Genomic DNA, 14,896 nt, shown 5'->3' with positions numbered 1-14,896 from the left:
AGTCCCTCCTCCTCCTTAAAAATTAGCTTATTTTTGTATAAAGCTCGATAATCGCGTTTCTAAAACCCTCTCCATTTTGGTTTGCTTTACTTAAAAATGGCACAAAAATAACTTTTTCATCGCAAGTTATCTCCATGCCATTTTCATCTATATCTGTCATTCTTACATTTGTTGGGTTTGCTATATCTCCAAATTTTATGCAAAACGCCTCTACGATGTCTAAGTGATCTGCATTCATATGGTTTATTGCTCTTTGTTTCATTTTACTACCTCTTTTTTGTTAAAAATATCTTAATTATAACACGAATTATTTAAAAATGATTTAAAATATCAATATTCTATTTATAAATTTTAAAGCCATTGATATTTTAAAAATAGAGTAGAATTTTGGATTTTTTAAGCTAGTTCGTTAAAGTTTTTGCCACCAAATTTTAAGATGGCTGAACCCCAGGTAAAACCGCCACCAAATGCGTCAAGTAGTAAAACCGAGCCATTTTTAATGCGTCCATCTTCATAAGCGTCGTTTATCGCCATTGGTATTGACGCAGAGCTTGTATTGCCATATTTATGAACGGTCAATACGCATTGTTCATCTGTAAAATTTAGTCTTTGCTTGACCGCTTCAATTATTCTTATGTTTGCTTGGTGCGGTATGAAAAAGTCTATGTCTTCACTTGTAAGTTTATTTTGTTCAAGCGTATCTATAACGCTTTTTGTAAGTGTTTGAACGGCCACTTTAAATACTTCATTACCAGACATATGGATGAAATTTAGCCCTTTGTTTATTGTTTCGTGATTTGCTGGATATGCGCTACCGCAACCAGGAGTTATTAAAAGCTCCCCTTGAGAGCCGTCACTTGCGGTATGAACGTCTAAAATTTCATTCTCAGAACTGGCTGATACCACGGCTGCTCCAGCGCCATCTCCAAATAGTATGCAAGTTCCTCTATCTGTGTAGTCAACTATCGAGCTTAATTTTTCAGCACCTATGATTAGCACATTTTTCTTAGCTCCACTTTCAATAAGGGCTTTGGCAAGTTCTAAAAGATATATAAAACCCGTGCAAGCAGCACTAATATCAAATGCCGTTACTCCGTATCTTAATCCCAAATTTGAAGCAATTTTACACGCTGTTGATGGCATACAAAGATGATCTGGGCTGATTGTTGCACAGATGATAGCGTCTATGTCGCTTGGATTTAGTCCAGCACGTTTTATGGCTAATTTGGCAGCCTTTGTGCCAAGGTCGCTTGTAATCTCATCTGTGGCGATGTGTCGCTCTTTAATACCTGTGCGTTTTACAATCCACTCATCGCTAGTTTCGACCATATTTTCAAGGTCGAAATTTGTTAAAATTTTTTCTGGGACATATGACGCTATCGATATTAGTGAGGCTTTTGGCATTTTATGACTTTATATGTTTTGAAAGTTCTTGTTCTATGACTTTATTGATATTAGAGTCCGCAAAATTTATAGCCTGAAATATCGCATTTTTCATAGCTTTTGCATTGCTTTTTCCGTGACTTATGATGACACAACCATTAACGCCAAGTAGTGGAGCTCCGCCATACTCATCGTAACTTATCTGTTTTTTAAGTCTTGAAAAAACCTTTTTCATAAGTACTGAACCAGCTATTGCCATAGGAGATCTTTTGACCTCTTGTTTAATAATTTTTGTTATCGCTTCGGCTACACCCTCGCTTGTTTTTAAAAGGATATTACCTATAAAACCGTCACATACGACTACATCAACGCTGCCGTCAAATACCTGACCGCCCTCGGCATTGCCTGTAAAATTATCAAGTTTTGATATGAGTTCGTATGCCTCTTTGCTTACTTCGTTGCCTTTACTCTTTTCTTCGCCATTTGAGAGTAGCCCTATTTTAGGCGTGTTTCTCTTTAAAATTTCTTTAGCGTAAGCTTCGCCCATTACAGCAAACTGAAATAGGTGTTCGGATTTACAATCGACATTTGCTCCAACGTCTAAAACAAGTGTGCTACTGGATTTTGAATTTGGCATAAGTGTTGCTATGGCTGGACGCGAAACGCCTTTTAATCTGCCAAGTCTTAGCGTGGCTAGGCTCATTGTCGCTCCACTGTGTCCAGCTGAAACAACAGCGTCAGCTAAGCAATTTTTGACTAAATCAACAGCTTTAAAAATAGTGCTTTCTTTGCGTTTTAATGCCTCTGTTGCACCATCTTCCATAGATATTGCTTCTGATGCCTCAATAAATTCGATATATTTTAGTAGGTTTGTTGGTATTAGTGGTTTTATGATTTTACTGTTGCCAACAAGAAGTGCTGAAAATTTTTTACTCTCTAATGCTGCAACGATACCAGCAACAAGAGGTTCGGGACCAAAGTCCCCACCCATAGCGTCAATAGCAACGCGTATCATTAATATTCGCCAGTTACTTTATTGACGCGGTGTGGCATCTTCCAAGAGCCATCTTTGTCTTTAACAGGAACCGGAAGTGTTACCTTGTAGTGTGTTCTACGTTTTGCTGCACGAGTATGACTCACTCTTCGCTTTGGTACTGCCATTTTATTCTCCTTTATAAATTTTTACAATTTTCACAATAAAAATAATCACTTTTGTAAGCTTCAATCTCACTTACAAAAATATCGTCAAAATTAATCTCGCCGTCAAAAAACTCAAAAATATCGCTAAGCTCATCAGGTTCGTCTTTATAGACGCCGTCACTTAGCAAAAGATCAACATCTTGATCTATCTGAAGCGAAATTTCATCTCCACATCTATCGCAAATATGTGGCGTATTGCCAAGAATTTTACCTTGACATTTTACTATTTTAGGATCTTGTCTGACAACAAAACCACTAAAATTTAAACCATCTTTTTCTAGTTTAAAGTCGCTAGGCTGTTTTGTAACTTTTAAAAAAGATAGTTTCAAAGTTTAACCCAAAATACTAGCAAATTTCTCTATTTGAAAAGAAAAATGCTATCTCATTTTTGGCATTTTCTAGGCTATCGCTTCCGTGAACAGCGTTTGCGTCTATGCTATCTGCAAAGTCTGCTCTAATAGTGCCAGGTGCTGCTTCTTTTGGGTTTGTTGCACCCATTAGATCGCGGTTTTTAGCCACTGCGTTTTCGCCCTCAAGCACCATAACAACAACTGGTCCGCTAACCATAAAATCAACTAAATCGCCAAAAAATGGTCTTTCGCTATGGACAGCGTAAAAAGCTTTTGCGTCGCATTTGCTAAGTTTTACCTTTTTCATGGCAGCAATTCTTAAGCCATTTGACTCGAATCTGTCGATAATTTTACCGATAACGCCCTTTTTAACCGCATCTGGTTTGATGATAGAAAGTGTTTGTTGCATAAGTTTTCCTTAATTGCTCAATTCTGTTTTAAAAGTCGGCAATTATACCAAAAAAAAAGAAAAAAACAAAATTTAGGCTCAAATCGAGCCTAAAGTCAGCCTATAACTGGCGTTGTTCCTGTTCTTAGATTAGCACCTATATTATCGCGAGATGGCTGACCTTCAAATGGAGCGTCCCAAACGATACAGCCATCGGTCGGACAGGCTGAAGCACAGGCTGGTTCGTCGTTGTGTCCAACACACTCAACGCATTTGTCTGCATAAACATAGTATGTGTCTGCTCCTGTTGGGTTATCGCTATCATCTACGATAGCTTCTACTGGACACTCATCAATGCAAGAGCCACAGCTAATGCAAATATCTGTTATCTTTACTGACATATTTTCTCCTTGGGTAAAATTTTGCGTAGAATATCAAAAAAAACTGAAAATGATATAAAATCCATATTTTAATTTTTGCAAAACTACCTAGCTAAAATTTTCTAAAAAATAGTTATCACTAAGCATAGCTTCGATATTTTTTACATATTCTAAAAGTAGCTTTTTACTCTCTTTTTTATCGCTTGGTTTGACATTTGTTTCATATACGCTTAAGGTTAGTTTGTTGGTTTTTAGTAAATTTCCAGCGATGGTCACTATGTCATCTATACTTTTTTTGCCGTCAAAATTTAGCGCCATAGCTGCGTCTATGTGCGAAAATTTCACTTTTACGTTAAACATATTTGAAAAACCAATGACTGGCTTTTTGTTATTTGCAAAATACTGAAAATACCCTCTTAAATTCTCTTTGAGTCTAGTTTTACCGACTTCGTATTTGATATTTTCGGTTTTAAATGTGCTTAAAATCGCACAATCCTTGCTTAAAATTTCTAAAAACCCAAGATATGCCGTTTGCACCGCATTTTCATTATCCAAAAGTGAGGCTAGAGAGGCAAAATTTATACTTTCAGGACACACTTTATTAAAGACGTCATAAAGCCAGTTGTATTCGGGTTTCATCAATTTGTCGTTTATACCCTTATAGCTTCCATCACTTTGCTTTTTAAATGTGGCACTTAGGTTTATCAAGCTAAGCTCATTTACGCCGATCTCAGCGTGAAATTCTCCGCTACCCCCCCCCATTGACTCTTTATGCACGACTAGACTTTTTCTAAAGGTTTTGTTTGTAAAAAAGTCCAAAGCTTGCTCTTTTTCTATTCTATCTGTGAAATTTATATCTACCCATTCATCAAACTCTTTTATCCCTACATTTTGATGAAAGATATCATCTAAATTCGTATCCGTTAGATATGAAAGTCCGTTTTGATCGAGTGCTTGTGCAAATTCCTTAAACCAAAGCGGTCTGTTAAAACTCTCTAAAAATTCGTGAAATATATATGTGTCGCTACGTCCATTTAGGTCTTTTATATATCTGTTTAGTGCTTGAAAATGCGGGATATCTGTTTCGTTTTGCTCCATAAATTCTAGATATAATCCAAAGGTGTCTAAAAGCTCATTTGCCCTTTCGCACTTTTGCGTTGGAGTGTTAGAATTTTGTGTTCCAAATTTTAAAAATTCCCTTATAACCTCTTTGGTTTTCCAGCCAGGATAGGTGTTGTATGAGATGTAGGCTATCCCGTTTGGATCTAAAAAGTTTTTTATGACCTTTAGTATCGCGTCCCTTACAAAGTCAGGAACCCAGCTATACACGCCGTGACATACGATGTAGTCAAATTTCTCAAACCCTTTGACATCTTGCGGAGATAGCTCACAGATATCTTTTTGCATAAATTTTATATTTTTTAGCCCCATTTTATCTGCTAATTCATTTGCGGTTTGTATCTGTGTCTGGCTTAGATCTATACCTAGAATTTTAGCATTTGGGTTTTGTGCTGCAAATGGAAGTAGATTTCCACCATAGCTACAACCGATCTCTAACACTCTTGCGTTGTCGGTTTTTGCTGGATTTAGGGTTAAAAATTTACCTATGGCTTCTAGTCTAAATGGCGATGTTTCAACAAACGCATTTGAAAAATAGGGGAGTTTGTCGTAGCTTTCTTGTATGTCTTGCATTTTAGATCCTTGAAATTTTCGCTATTTTATAAAAATAAAAATTAAACTATCATTTGGTGATAAAGTGGGTAAATAATACTATTTATCAAATAGATATTTAAGGAATTTAAAGTATAATGCTGACCTTCGAACAACAAAATTTTACAATTAAGGGGAAATAATGGAGTTTTTACAGCTTTTATTAGTGCTTATTGCAGTGATACTAGTTATCATTAAGCCAGAAAAAGAAAAACTTGCATTCGGTCTAGTTGTAGCCTCATGGCTATTCATGCTCATTATGTATATAGGTGCTAAATCAAGCAACCTTTTAACACATATGAATCTGTAAGGAGCAAAGATGAACGAGATTAAAAAAGCGAAATTTTTCTACGGCTTGATGTTTCTTGCTGGATTTTTAATAATCTTACTTCCAGTTGGGATCGCAAATTTATACTTTGGCTACGTGCTTAAAGATAGCCCTTGCACGCTTTGTTGGGGGCAACGTGAAGCGATGATATTTATAGGTGTTATGGCACTTTTTATCGTTCGCTATGGCATGAAAGCAAAATACCTAGCAACTCTTTTGGTTATGACTGCTTTTGGTCTTTGGCAGTCGTTAGCACACTTTGGCAACCACGCTGGACGCGACCTTGATCAAGGGTTTGGACTGGCAGTTTTTGGCATACATACATATTTTTGGGCTGAGATAGTTTTTTGGGCTGTTGTGTTGTTGCTTGGTATTATGTTTTTCTTTGCACCAAAATTTAGTGCATTTGAAGCAGAGCAGGGTGATAAGAGTGTCAGAGAATTTTGCACACCAGTGCGTTTGGGATTTGTAGTTGTTGCACTAATAATTGCTTCAAACGTATTCCAAGCCTTTGTTAGTACAGGCATTCCGCCATACTACGGACAGGGCGATCCGGTGCGTTTTACACTTGATAAAAAGTATATCATTTGGGATGATAGTGGATATAAAAAACATTGGAGCACGATCTCATTTTTAGGTAAAAGAGATGTAAGAAATCCAGACTATGCGTTTGCTCCTGCGAGTGAAAAACTTGGTGTGAAATTTGATAACGAACACGCAAATGCTCCACTAAATATAGATGAGAATTTGCAAATTGTATCAAAACGTGAATTTAACATACAAAAACCGCTAAATTCATTAAGCCTAATAAATGGAGAGTACGTTGTAAGCTCAAAGTGGGAAGTGTTTTTTGCTGATGAAAATTTAAGCGTAAAAAGCGACTTTGAGATAGACCCTTATTTTTCAGCTACAATTGATCCAATAATTGGCATTGTGCCGTTTATGGACGATAAATTTATGCTTATGGGCTCAAATAAAAGCTATCTAAGATTTGCTAAAAATGACAAAGCTGACGATGCTTTACAATATGCTGATTTTGTGCGTGGTAATGATAAATTTGAGGGTCAAGGCAAGGGTCTTGGCAGAGGTAGGATTGATACGGTTAGGGCTAAATTCTTTCATATTGGAGCCGTTGCAACTGATGGAAAATATATCTACACAGCAACTCTACCAAATAACAAGGATCAAAAAAGCCTAGTGATATCAAAAATTTTAGCCAAAGATAGACAGCTTTCAGGCGAGTTTAGCCCAAGCGCGAATTTAAAAGAGAGTAAGAATTTAGGCGATCTTTATATAACATCTATGGTGCATAAAGACGGCGTTTTATATGCTATGAGTAAAAATCACAACGTAATTGTGCTTATAGATTTAGCAAGCGAAAGTGTTGTAAAAACGATAGCTTTTCCTAGCGAGATTAAAAACGCAAGAGGACTCGTGATAAATGGGCAAAATTTAGAAATTCTCTCATACGAAAACAGCAAAAACATACTTTACACTCTAAAATAAAATAAGGCGGTTAGATCCGCCTTATAAAATATTTACCGCTTTTGTATTAAAATATCAGATTTGAAATTTACAAGGCAAAATAATGAATGATACAATTAAAATTTTTGGTGCACGTGAGCATAACCTAAAAGATATCAATTTAGAAATTCCAAAAAACAAACTCGTGGTTTTTACGGGGCTTTCTGGCTCTGGCAAAAGCACTTTGGCGTTTGATACGCTTTATGCAGAGGGGCAAAGGCGTTATATTGAGAGTCTTAGTAGCTATGCTAGGCAGTTTTTAGATAGGGTTGGTAAGCCTGATGTTGATAAGATTGAAGGTCTTACTCCTGCTATTGCCATTGATCAAAAGACGACTTCAAAAAACCCACGCTCAACGGTTGGTACGATAACTGAAATTTATGATTATTTGCGACTTTTATACGCAAGAATCGGCACTCAGCACTGCCACCAATGTGGTAAGCCTATCTCAAAAATGAGTTCGCAAGACATTATAAATGAAATTTCAAAGTTACCAAATGACGCAAAAGTTGTTATTTATGCACCTTTGATTCGCGAAAAAAAAGGCACATTTGCTGATTTGATTGAAAATTTAAGAGCAAAGGGCTTTGTTAGGGCGTTAATTGATGGCGTTATGGTGCGTTTGGATGAAGAGATAGAGCTTGCAAAGACTAAAAAACACACGATAAAAGTTGTCATTGACCGCCTTGTAATTAGCGATGAAAATAGCGTTAGATTAGCACAAGATGTTGAAAAGGCGTTAAATGAGAGCTACGGCGAAGTTGAAGTTGAAATTTCAAATGCCGATGAGCTTGGACTTACGCAAAAATTTATTCATTACAGCGAACATTTGGCCTGTTTTGACTGCAAAATTTCATTTACTCCGCTTGAACCGCTTAGTTTTAGCTTTAACAGCCCAAAAGGTGCGTGTGAGCATTGTGACGGCTTAGGTATTCGTTACAGCCTTGATATGAGTAAAATTTTAGACGAGGATAAGAGCATTGAAGCTGGTGCTGTAAAAACTATGCACGGCTATAATATGAGCTATTACAACAAATTTTTACTAGCATTTTGCGAACAAAACGACATAAATACCAAAACGGCGTTTTATGATTTAAGCGATGATGAAAGACGCTTAGTGCTTTATGGCAACGCAAAGCCAGTTGAGTTTTTATGGAAAAGACACCGATTAACTCGCACTTTTGAGGGCGCGGTTAAAATTTCTTACGAGCTTTTAAACAGCGAAAAATATTTAGATGAATATATGAGCGAGAAAATTTGCTCAAATTGCAACGGACACCGCTTAAAACCGCAAAGTTTGGCTGTAAAAGTAGCAGGGCTTGGACTTGGCGAAATTTTAGATATGAGTATTGAAGATTGCGTGGCGTTTTTTTCAAATGAGAAAAATTTTAGCTACTTAAATTCACAAGAGATGATGATAGCAACGCCGATTTTAAAGGAGATAAACGAAAGGCTTTATTTTTTATTTGATGTTGGGCTTGGTTATCTCTCTTTGGGGCGTGATGCAAGGACGATTAGTGGTGGCGAGGCTCAGAGAATTCGCATCGCAAGTCAGATAGGTAGCGGTCTAAGTGGGGTTATGTATGTGCTTGATGAGCCAAGTATCGGACTTCACGAAAGGGACACGCTAAAACTTATTAAAACCTTGCGAAATCTGCAACTTAAAGGCAACTCTGTAATAGTCGTAGAGCACGATAAAAAGACCATCAAAGAAGCCGATTTTATCGTTGATATCGGTGAGGGGGCTGGTAAGTTTGGAGGCTCAGTTATATTTTCTGGCACTTATGATGAACTGCTTAAAACTCACACGCAAACGGCAAAATACCTAAACGGCGAAGCTGATATAAACTACCAAAAAAACCGAAAACAAGAAAGTTGGATAGAAATTTCAAACGTAAATATCAACAACATAAAAAATTTAAGTGCAAAATTCCCACTTAAAAATCTAGTCGGCATAACTGGCGTTTCAGGCTCTGGCAAAAGCTCACTCATACTTCAAACACTTTTGCCAGTCGCACAAGAGGAGTTAAATCGTGCTAGAAAGGTAAAAAAGGTCGCAGGGGCAAGTATCACTGGACTTGAAAAACTAGATAAAGTAATTTATCTTGATCAAAGCCCAATAGGTCGCACGCCACGCTCAAATCCAGCCACTTATACCGGCGTAATGGATGAAATTCGCACACTTTTTGCTAACACAAAAGAGGCAAAGCTTCGTGGGTATAAAATCGGCAGATTTAGTTTTAACGTCAAAGGTGGGCGTTGCGAGAAGTGCGGTGGCGAGGGCGAGATAAAGATAGAGATGCACTTTTTGCCTGATGTAATGGTCATTTGTGACGCTTGTAAAGGCACACGCTACAACGCTCAAACGCTTGAAATAACGTATAAAGGCAAGTCAATCGCCGATGTGCTAGATATGAGTATTGATGATGCGTTAGAGTTTTTTAAAGCGGTGCCAAAAATTTATGCTAAACTTAAAACCCTTGTTGATGTTGGGCTTGGCTATATCACGCTTGGGCAAAATGCTACGACTTTAAGCGGAGGCGAGGCACAGCGTGTAAAACTGGCAAAAGAGCTAAGTAGAAGCGACACTGGCAAGACCCTTTATATCCTTGATGAGCCTACGACCGGACTTCACTTTGCAGATGTAAATCGCCTTTGTTTGGTGCTTGAACACTTGGTTGATTTGGGTAACTCTGTTTTTGTGATTGAGCATAATATGGATATTATTAAAAACTGCGATTATATCGTAGATATGGGACCAGAAGGCGGTGCAAAAGGCGGTCGTATCATCGCAACAGGAAGCGTAAAAGAGCTTGCTAAAAATCACAAAAAAACTGGCTCATACACTGGTAAATTTTTAGAAGAGGAGCTAAAAAAATGAAAATTTTTGTCATAAATTTAGAAAAAGACACTCAAAAAAGAGATGATTTTGTTAAAAATTTTAGCTGTTTTAGCCTTGACTATGAGTTTATAAATGGCGTCTATGGGGGGGGGTATTAGTGAAAGTGAGCTTTTTAAGCTCGTATATGATTATAAAAACTGCTTTTTAACAAAGGGTGAAATAGGTTGTGCATTAAGTCATTTAAAAATCTATCAAAAAATGATAGATGAGAACATCCCTTATGCCCTAATCCTTGAAGATGATGCTGGTTTTAGCGATGAATTTTGTGAAATTTTAGCCAAAATTGATAAGTTTTTATCAAAAAAAGATGACTTTGAGCTAGTTTGCTTAATGCAACTTGATGGTGCTTGTTTTAAAAATCTAATACTCAAAATTGATGAAAATTTACGCCTTTATAAATTCTCATCAGGCTCTAGAACACACGGCTATATCATCACAAAAATGGCTGCAGCTAAGCTTTTAAAGCTAAATACGCCAATAATCCTAGAAGCTGATATGTGGCTACAATTTTACGAGTTAAGTGGTTTAAAAATTTACACCTTAAACAAAGATGTGATTTTAACAACTGATAAAGACGGGGCAAACTCATCAATTGGCACACAAGAAAGACTAAATTTTGCAGAGCAAAAGGCAGTCGTAAGAAAGCAAAAAATGAAAAAAATCGGTGGCGTTTCATATCGTTTTAGGCGGATTTTACAGCGTTTAAAAAATAAAATTTTTACAAGGATTTTTACAAAACGATGATTTTAAAATAGCTATGGCACAATAAATTTGTGCCATTTTTTATTTTATAAATCCAACCTGTTTTGTGATTTCGCTTAGAGCTTTGTCTTTTTTCTTGTTAAAATCTACTTTATTTTGCTCAAAGAGGTTGTTGCCGTGAGTGTCGATTGATACTATAAGTGGTCCAAATTCTTTAACTTTGCAGTTCCAAAGGGTTTCTGGCATACCAAGCTCCATCCAATCAGCACTCTGTATCTCCTCGACCTGAGTTGCTGCTATGACCGCACATCCTGCTGGAAATACGCAGTGAAGTGCCTTAAATTCCGCACATCCACGCATAGTTTCATCGCCCATTCCGCCTTTACCTACGATGAGCCTTACGCCTGTTTTTTTGATAAGCTCATACTCAAATTTTTCCATTCTCATGCTTGTTGTGGGCCCCACAGATACGATTTCGTAGCTATCTTCGCCTAATTTTCGTATGATAGGACCAGCGTGAAGTATTGCACCACCATTTATATCAAGTGGCAACTCTCGCCCCTCTTCTACCACGCGTCTATGTGCCACGTCGCGACAGGTTACGATATTTCCGCTTAGATATATAATGTCTCCAGCTTTTATGTCTGCTAAATCCTCAGCCTTTATTGGTGTTTTTAAAATTTTCTTACTCATAGCTAAACTCCTTGTGCGATTTAATGCTAAAATTTAGGTTGCTATCCCAGATGATATGCCCCTTTCTATGCGACCAACAGCCCACATTTACAGCAACTGCTATAACTGACGGATGACGTGCAGAATTTTCGATATGAACGCCCATTACGGAGCTAGAACCACTCATCCCTTGTGGTCCTAAGCCTATTGAGTTTATACCATCTTCAAGCAGTTTTTCGGTTTTTGCAGCACGTTCATTTGGATTTTGTGTCCCAATCGGTCGTAGGAGTGCCTTTTTTGACAAAAGTGACGCAACATCGATAGAAGTTCCAACGCCAACGCCAACAAGTAGCGGAGGACAGGCGTTTATGCCGTAGCTTGTCATTATATCCATTACAAATTTAATCACGCCTTCATAGCCCATTCCAGGCATTAAGACCGTAGCTTTACCAGGCAGACTACAACCCCCGCCCGCCATATAGGTGTAAATCTCGCATTTATCGCTGTTTGGCTCAATCTCCCAAAATATAGACGGAGTATCTTTGCCGACATTTTTACCTGTGTTATACTCATCAAATGTTTCGACGCTGTTGTGCCTTAATGGAGCCTCTTTTGTCGCTTTTAGTACCGAGTTTATGAGTATTTGCTCAAGTTCGCCAATGAGTGGGAAATTTGCTCCACACTTTAGAAAAAACTGAATAACCCCAGTATCCTGACACGACGGACGATCTAGCTGTTTTGCTAGTTTTTGATTTTCAAACATCGTTTTATATATGGTTTTTGCCAGTTCACTACTCTCTTTTTTGCTGAGTTCTTCTAGCTTTGCAGTTATGTCATCAGGTAAAACCTTGCCACTATATCCTACAAATTTTGCCATTACATCAGTCATTTTTTGTATGGATTTTTGCATTTTTACTCCTATTTTGGATTTTTGTTATACTACTGAAATTTTCATAAATTTAGATAAAGTGGTAGAGTAGGGGGCTATCCCACTACTCATCATCACAGCTATTTTTTGGGTCAAAAAATGTGTTTAAGTGGATATTTTCAAAGGCTGCTTTTAAGCTTGTAAATAGCTTTGGATTTTGCTTTTCAAGCTGTGCTAAAAGCTCTTTTGTTTCACTTCTTGCGTGTGGCATTTTTACATCAAATCTCATCGCCGGACAAGCCTCATCGCCGATGACAAAAAGCTCGTTGCGAATGGCATTTTCACGCAAAGCCCGCTCACGCACATAGATAAATGGACGAATAACTTCAATGCCGTTTTTAGCTGTATATTTTGGTGCAAGGGTTCTTAACGCGCCGTTGTAGGTAAAGTTCATAAAAAAGCTCTCAGCTGCATCATCAAGATGATGAGCTATGGCTAGTTTATTAAAGCCGTGTTTTTGGGCGTATGTGTAAAGATACCCACGCCTCATACGACTAAAAAAGCTACAAAAGCTAGAATTCTTACGGATTTTATCCTTTGAAATTTCAAAAATTGAGCTATCAATGACCTCGTGTTCTATGCCGTGTTCATTGCAAAATTTTGTCAAATACCCGTAATCCTCGCCCATACCATAGCTTAAAGTTACAGCTTTAAACTCAAATTTCTCTGGCGTTACATTTTGCATATGTTTTAGCACAAAAGCAAGAGCAAGGCTGTCTTTGCCGCCACTAAGACCTAGCAAAATTTTATCGCCACCGCAAACCATTTTGTATTTTGCGTTCGTTCGCCCAACGATACTTAAAAGCTTTTTGCTTAAATCTATCATAAATTTTCTACCATTTCTAGCACAAAATCGGCTGAAATTTTAGCCGAGCTGTGCAAAAACTCATCAAAATCAAACTCAGCCGAGCCATTTGCCTCGTCACTAATCGCACGAAGCACGAAAAATGGCACGTTTAGCTGAGCACAAACCTGAGCTACACTAGCTCCTTCCATCTCAACGGCGTCTGCTTTAAACATTGCTTTTATCCACGATTTTTTCTCACTGCTACACACAAACTGATCGCCTGTTGCGATGATACCGCCTGTTAGTTTTAGCCCTCTTTTTTGTGCAATTTTAAGAGCTAGGGCATTTAAACCCTCATCAGTTTTAGCAAAAATTTCAACCCCCGGCACATATCCGTATGGGTGTCCAAACGCCGTTATATCAAGGTCGTGCTGAGCTAGACTTGTAGCGTAAATTAATTCGCCAATCTTTAAATTTTCATTTAACGCACCTGCTACACCGCTAAAAAGTAGCGTTTTTGCCCCAAATTTTTCTATAAGCAGGGTTGCGGTTAGGCTTGAATTTACCTTGCCTATTTTTGAGTAGGCGATGATTAAATCCTTGCCTTTGTAGTTTGCTTTGTAAAATGAGTTGTTTGCGTAGTTGATAGTTTTATACTCGCCTACACGCTCTAAAATCGGTGTGATCTCTTCATTCATTGCGCCTAAAATCGCTATCATTTGCCCTCCAAAAATTTCACAGCTTCATCAAGTGAAGCCAAATCTGTAATGCTTAAAGTTGGTTTTTGCGTAATTTTTTTATTCATACCGCTTAAAATTTTTGATCCAAGCTCAATGAAACAATCAACATCGTTTTCGTGATTTTTAATGCTTTGTTTATAAAGCACTGGGCTTGTTAGCTGGTCTTTTAAAAGCTCTTTTGCTTCGTCTTTTGTGGTGTAAAATTTGGCATTTACGTTTGAGATAACCGGTAAAAAGCTATCATTTAAATACTTGCCAAGTTCGCTAAACAGGGCGTCGCTAGCTGGTTTTAAAATCGGACAATGAGACGCCACTGACATATCAAGAAGCATAGCGCGTTTTGCACCAGCACCTTTAAATGTGGCTTCTAGGCTTGATAAATCATCTTTTAGCCCTGCTACCACGATTTGTCCGTCGCAGTTGTAGTTTGCAGCATAGACGCTTTTGCCTTCATTTCTAGCTTCACTGCAAATTTTCTCAACCACGCTATCATCAAGCCCAAGCAAAACCATCATACCAGCACCCTTGCCATCACAAGCCTCTTGCATAAACTTACCACGCAAATTTACAAGCTTTATGGCGTCTTTAAAATCAAAAGCACCATTTACAGCCAAAGCACTAAACTCGCCAAGAGAGTGCCCTAGGCTAAATTTCTGGACTGGCGAAATATTCTCGTTTAAAGCAAGATAGCTCATAAGTGCGTTTAAAACGATAGCTGGTTGGGTAAATTCACTTTGGCTTAAAAGCTCGTTTTGGCTAAAAAGTAGGTGTTTAAAATCGATCTTTAAATACTCACTAGCCTCGCCAAGCAACTCACGGCAAGGGGCGAAATTTTCGTAAAATTCAAGCCCCATACCGACACTTTGAGAACCCTGTCCTGCAAAGATAAATGCGTATTTCAT

Annotated in this window: 18 protein-coding genes; 5 read left to right on the top strand and 13 right to left on the bottom strand. The window is 37.8% G+C overall.

The genetic code is table 11. From position 1 onward, the window contains the following. Nucleotides 1–22: 22 nt before the first annotated feature. The 8 genes from CMCT_RS07325 to CMCT_RS07290 form a co-directional block, all read right to left on the bottom strand. Nucleotides 23–262: a DUF2470 domain-containing protein gene (locus CMCT_RS07325; RefSeq protein ID WP_034968549.1), complete on the bottom strand. Its 240-nt coding sequence runs from the start codon at nucleotides 260–262 to the stop codon at nucleotides 23–25. 134 nt (nucleotides 263–396) lie between these two features. Further along, nucleotides 397–1,404 (bottom strand): beta-ketoacyl-ACP synthase III, encoded by a 1,008-nt coding sequence (locus tag CMCT_RS07320; RefSeq protein WP_176325088.1) that lies wholly within the window; start codon nucleotides 1,402–1,404, stop codon nucleotides 397–399. Between the two features lies 1 nt (nucleotide 1,405). Then, nucleotides 1,406–2,398 carry a phosphate acyltransferase PlsX gene (gene plsX / locus CMCT_RS07315; RefSeq protein WP_034968550.1) on the bottom strand — a complete coding sequence of 331 codons (993 nt, stop codon included), beginning with the start codon at nucleotides 2,396–2,398 and terminating at the stop codon, nucleotides 1,406–1,408. After that, entirely contained in the window at nucleotides 2,398–2,544 is a 147-nt protein-coding gene (gene rpmF / locus CMCT_RS07310) for a 50S ribosomal protein L32 (RefSeq protein ID WP_034968553.1), read from the bottom strand. Before rpmF ends, plsX begins: the two co-directional genes overlap by 1 nt. Before the next feature lie 11 nt (nucleotides 2,545–2,555). Then, a complete protein-coding gene (locus tag CMCT_RS07305) occupies nucleotides 2,556–2,912 on the bottom strand; it encodes a DUF177 domain-containing protein (protein WP_034968554.1) in 357 nt (118 codons plus the stop codon). A gap of 16 nt (nucleotides 2,913–2,928) precedes the next feature. Beyond that, complete coding sequence (gene ndk / locus CMCT_RS07300; protein ID WP_034968557.1) at nucleotides 2,929–3,342, bottom strand: nucleoside-diphosphate kinase; 414 nt, start codon at nucleotides 3,340–3,342, stop codon at nucleotides 2,929–2,931. 95 nt (nucleotides 3,343–3,437) lie between these two features. Continuing rightward, complete coding sequence (locus tag CMCT_RS07295) at nucleotides 3,438–3,722, bottom strand: 4Fe-4S binding protein (RefSeq protein ID WP_034968559.1); 285 nt, start codon at nucleotides 3,720–3,722, stop codon at nucleotides 3,438–3,440. An 87-nt stretch (nucleotides 3,723–3,809) separates the two neighbouring features. After that, a complete protein-coding gene (locus CMCT_RS07290; RefSeq protein ID WP_034968562.1) occupies nucleotides 3,810–5,393 on the bottom strand; it encodes a class I SAM-dependent methyltransferase in 1,584 nt (527 codons plus the stop codon). A 160-nt stretch (nucleotides 5,394–5,553) separates the two neighbouring features. Between CMCT_RS07290 and dba the strand changes: the two genes are divergently transcribed. The 5 genes from dba (at nucleotide 5,554) to CMCT_RS07270 (ending at nucleotide 10,909) form a co-directional block, all read left to right on the top strand. Then, nucleotides 5,554–5,721 (top strand): disulfide bond formation protein Dba, encoded by a 168-nt coding sequence (gene dba / locus CMCT_RS07285; protein ID WP_034968564.1) that lies wholly within the window; start codon nucleotides 5,554–5,556, stop codon nucleotides 5,719–5,721. Nucleotides 5,722–5,730: 9 nt separating this feature from the next. After that, the gene (gene dsbI, locus CMCT_RS07280) at nucleotides 5,731–7,245 is read left to right on the top strand and encodes a disulfide bond formation protein DsbI (RefSeq protein WP_034968567.1); all 1,515 of its coding nucleotides are present in this window, start codon (nucleotides 5,731–5,733) and stop codon (nucleotides 7,243–7,245) included. A gap of 82 nt (nucleotides 7,246–7,327) precedes the next feature. After that, nucleotides 7,328–10,144, top strand: a complete 2,817-nt coding sequence (gene uvrA, locus CMCT_RS07275; protein WP_034968570.1) for an excinuclease ABC subunit UvrA — start codon at nucleotides 7,328–7,330, stop codon at nucleotides 10,142–10,144. Beyond that, nucleotides 10,141–10,263 (top strand): hypothetical protein, encoded by a 123-nt coding sequence (locus CMCT_RS09470; protein ID WP_280525192.1) that lies wholly within the window; start codon nucleotides 10,141–10,143, stop codon nucleotides 10,261–10,263. Before uvrA ends, CMCT_RS09470 begins: the two co-directional genes overlap by 4 nt. After that, nucleotides 10,247–10,909 (top strand): glycosyltransferase family 25 protein, encoded by a 663-nt coding sequence (locus tag CMCT_RS07270; protein ID WP_034968573.1) that lies wholly within the window; start codon nucleotides 10,247–10,249, stop codon nucleotides 10,907–10,909. The genes CMCT_RS09470 and CMCT_RS07270 overlap by 17 nt, the downstream gene beginning before the upstream one ends. Nucleotides 10,910–10,948: 39 nt before the next feature. Here the strand turns inward: CMCT_RS07270 and ttdB are convergent, their stop codons facing one another. The 5 genes from ttdB to fabD form a co-directional block, all read right to left on the bottom strand. After that, complete coding sequence (gene ttdB, locus CMCT_RS07265; RefSeq protein ID WP_034968575.1) at nucleotides 10,949–11,560, bottom strand: L(+)-tartrate dehydratase subunit beta; 612 nt, start codon at nucleotides 11,558–11,560, stop codon at nucleotides 10,949–10,951. Continuing rightward, nucleotides 11,553–12,449 (bottom strand): L(+)-tartrate dehydratase subunit alpha, encoded by an 897-nt coding sequence (gene ttdA, locus CMCT_RS07260; protein WP_034968578.1) that lies wholly within the window; start codon nucleotides 12,447–12,449, stop codon nucleotides 11,553–11,555. The genes ttdB and ttdA overlap by 8 nt, the downstream gene beginning before the upstream one ends. Nucleotides 12,450–12,531: 82 nt before the next feature. Then, on the bottom strand, nucleotides 12,532–13,293 hold the full coding sequence (locus tag CMCT_RS07255) for a tRNA 2-thiocytidine biosynthesis TtcA family protein (RefSeq protein WP_034968581.1): 762 nt from the start codon (nucleotides 13,291–13,293) through the stop codon (nucleotides 12,532–12,534). Next, complete coding sequence (locus CMCT_RS07250) at nucleotides 13,290–13,973, bottom strand: 5'-methylthioadenosine/adenosylhomocysteine nucleosidase (protein WP_034968583.1); 684 nt, start codon at nucleotides 13,971–13,973, stop codon at nucleotides 13,290–13,292. The genes CMCT_RS07255 and CMCT_RS07250 overlap by 4 nt, the downstream gene beginning before the upstream one ends. Then, complete coding sequence (gene fabD, locus CMCT_RS07245) at nucleotides 13,970–14,896, bottom strand: ACP S-malonyltransferase (protein WP_034968586.1); 927 nt, start codon at nucleotides 14,894–14,896, stop codon at nucleotides 13,970–13,972. The genes CMCT_RS07250 and fabD overlap by 4 nt, the downstream gene beginning before the upstream one ends.

Source organism: Campylobacter mucosalis (genome assembly GCF_013372205.1).
GTDB classification, from domain to species: Bacteria; Campylobacterota; Campylobacteria; order Campylobacterales; family Campylobacteraceae; genus Campylobacter_A; species Campylobacter_A mucosalis.
Note: the sequence above shows the minus strand (reverse complement) of the source record. Positions and strands in the feature narration are given on the sequence as shown.

Bases quoted from the DNA above. Each gene is read 5' to 3' on its own strand.
- CMCT_RS07325 (WP_034968549.1), bottom strand. From the start codon at position 262: ATGAAACAAAGAGCAATAAACCATATGAATGCAGATCACTTAGACATC.
- CMCT_RS07320 (WP_176325088.1), bottom strand. From the start codon at position 1,404: ATGCCAAAAGCCTCACTAATATCGATAGCGTCATATGTCCCAGAAAAA.
- plsX (WP_034968550.1), bottom strand. From the start codon at position 2,398: ATGATACGCGTTGCTATTGACGCTATGGGTGGGGACTTTGGTCCCGAA.
- rpmF (WP_034968553.1), bottom strand. From the start codon at position 2,544: ATGGCAGTACCAAAGCGAAGAGTGAGTCATACTCGTGCAGCAAAACGT.
- ndk (WP_034968557.1), bottom strand. From the start codon at position 3,342: ATGCAACAAACACTTTCTATCATCAAACCAGATGCGGTTAAAAAGGGC.
- CMCT_RS07295 (WP_034968559.1), bottom strand. From the start codon at position 3,722: ATGTCAGTAAAGATAACAGATATTTGCATTAGCTGTGGCTCTTGCATT.
- CMCT_RS07290 (WP_034968562.1), bottom strand. From the start codon at position 5,393: ATGCAAGACATACAAGAAAGCTACGACAAACTCCCCTATTTTTCAAAT.
- dba (WP_034968564.1), top strand. From the start codon at position 5,554: ATGGAGTTTTTACAGCTTTTATTAGTGCTTATTGCAGTGATACTAGTT.
- dsbI (WP_034968567.1), top strand. From the start codon at position 5,731: ATGAACGAGATTAAAAAAGCGAAATTTTTCTACGGCTTGATGTTTCTT.
- uvrA (WP_034968570.1), top strand. From the start codon at position 7,328: ATGAATGATACAATTAAAATTTTTGGTGCACGTGAGCATAACCTAAAA.
- CMCT_RS09470 (WP_280525192.1), top strand. From the start codon at position 10,141: ATGAAAATTTTTGTCATAAATTTAGAAAAAGACACTCAAAAAAGAGAT.
- CMCT_RS07270 (WP_034968573.1), top strand. From the start codon at position 10,247: ATGGGGGGGGGTATTAGTGAAAGTGAGCTTTTTAAGCTCGTATATGAT.
- ttdB (WP_034968575.1), bottom strand. From the start codon at position 11,560: ATGAGTAAGAAAATTTTAAAAACACCAATAAAGGCTGAGGATTTAGCA.
- ttdA (WP_034968578.1), bottom strand. From the start codon at position 12,449: ATGCAAAAATCCATACAAAAAATGACTGATGTAATGGCAAAATTTGTA.
- CMCT_RS07255 (WP_034968581.1), bottom strand. From the start codon at position 13,293: ATGATAGATTTAAGCAAAAAGCTTTTAAGTATCGTTGGGCGAACGAAC.
- CMCT_RS07250 (WP_034968583.1), bottom strand. From the start codon at position 13,973: ATGATAGCGATTTTAGGCGCAATGAATGAAGAGATCACACCGATTTTA.
- fabD (WP_034968586.1), bottom strand. From the start codon at position 14,896: ATGAAATACGCATTTATCTTTGCAGGACAGGGTTCTCAAAGTGTCGGT.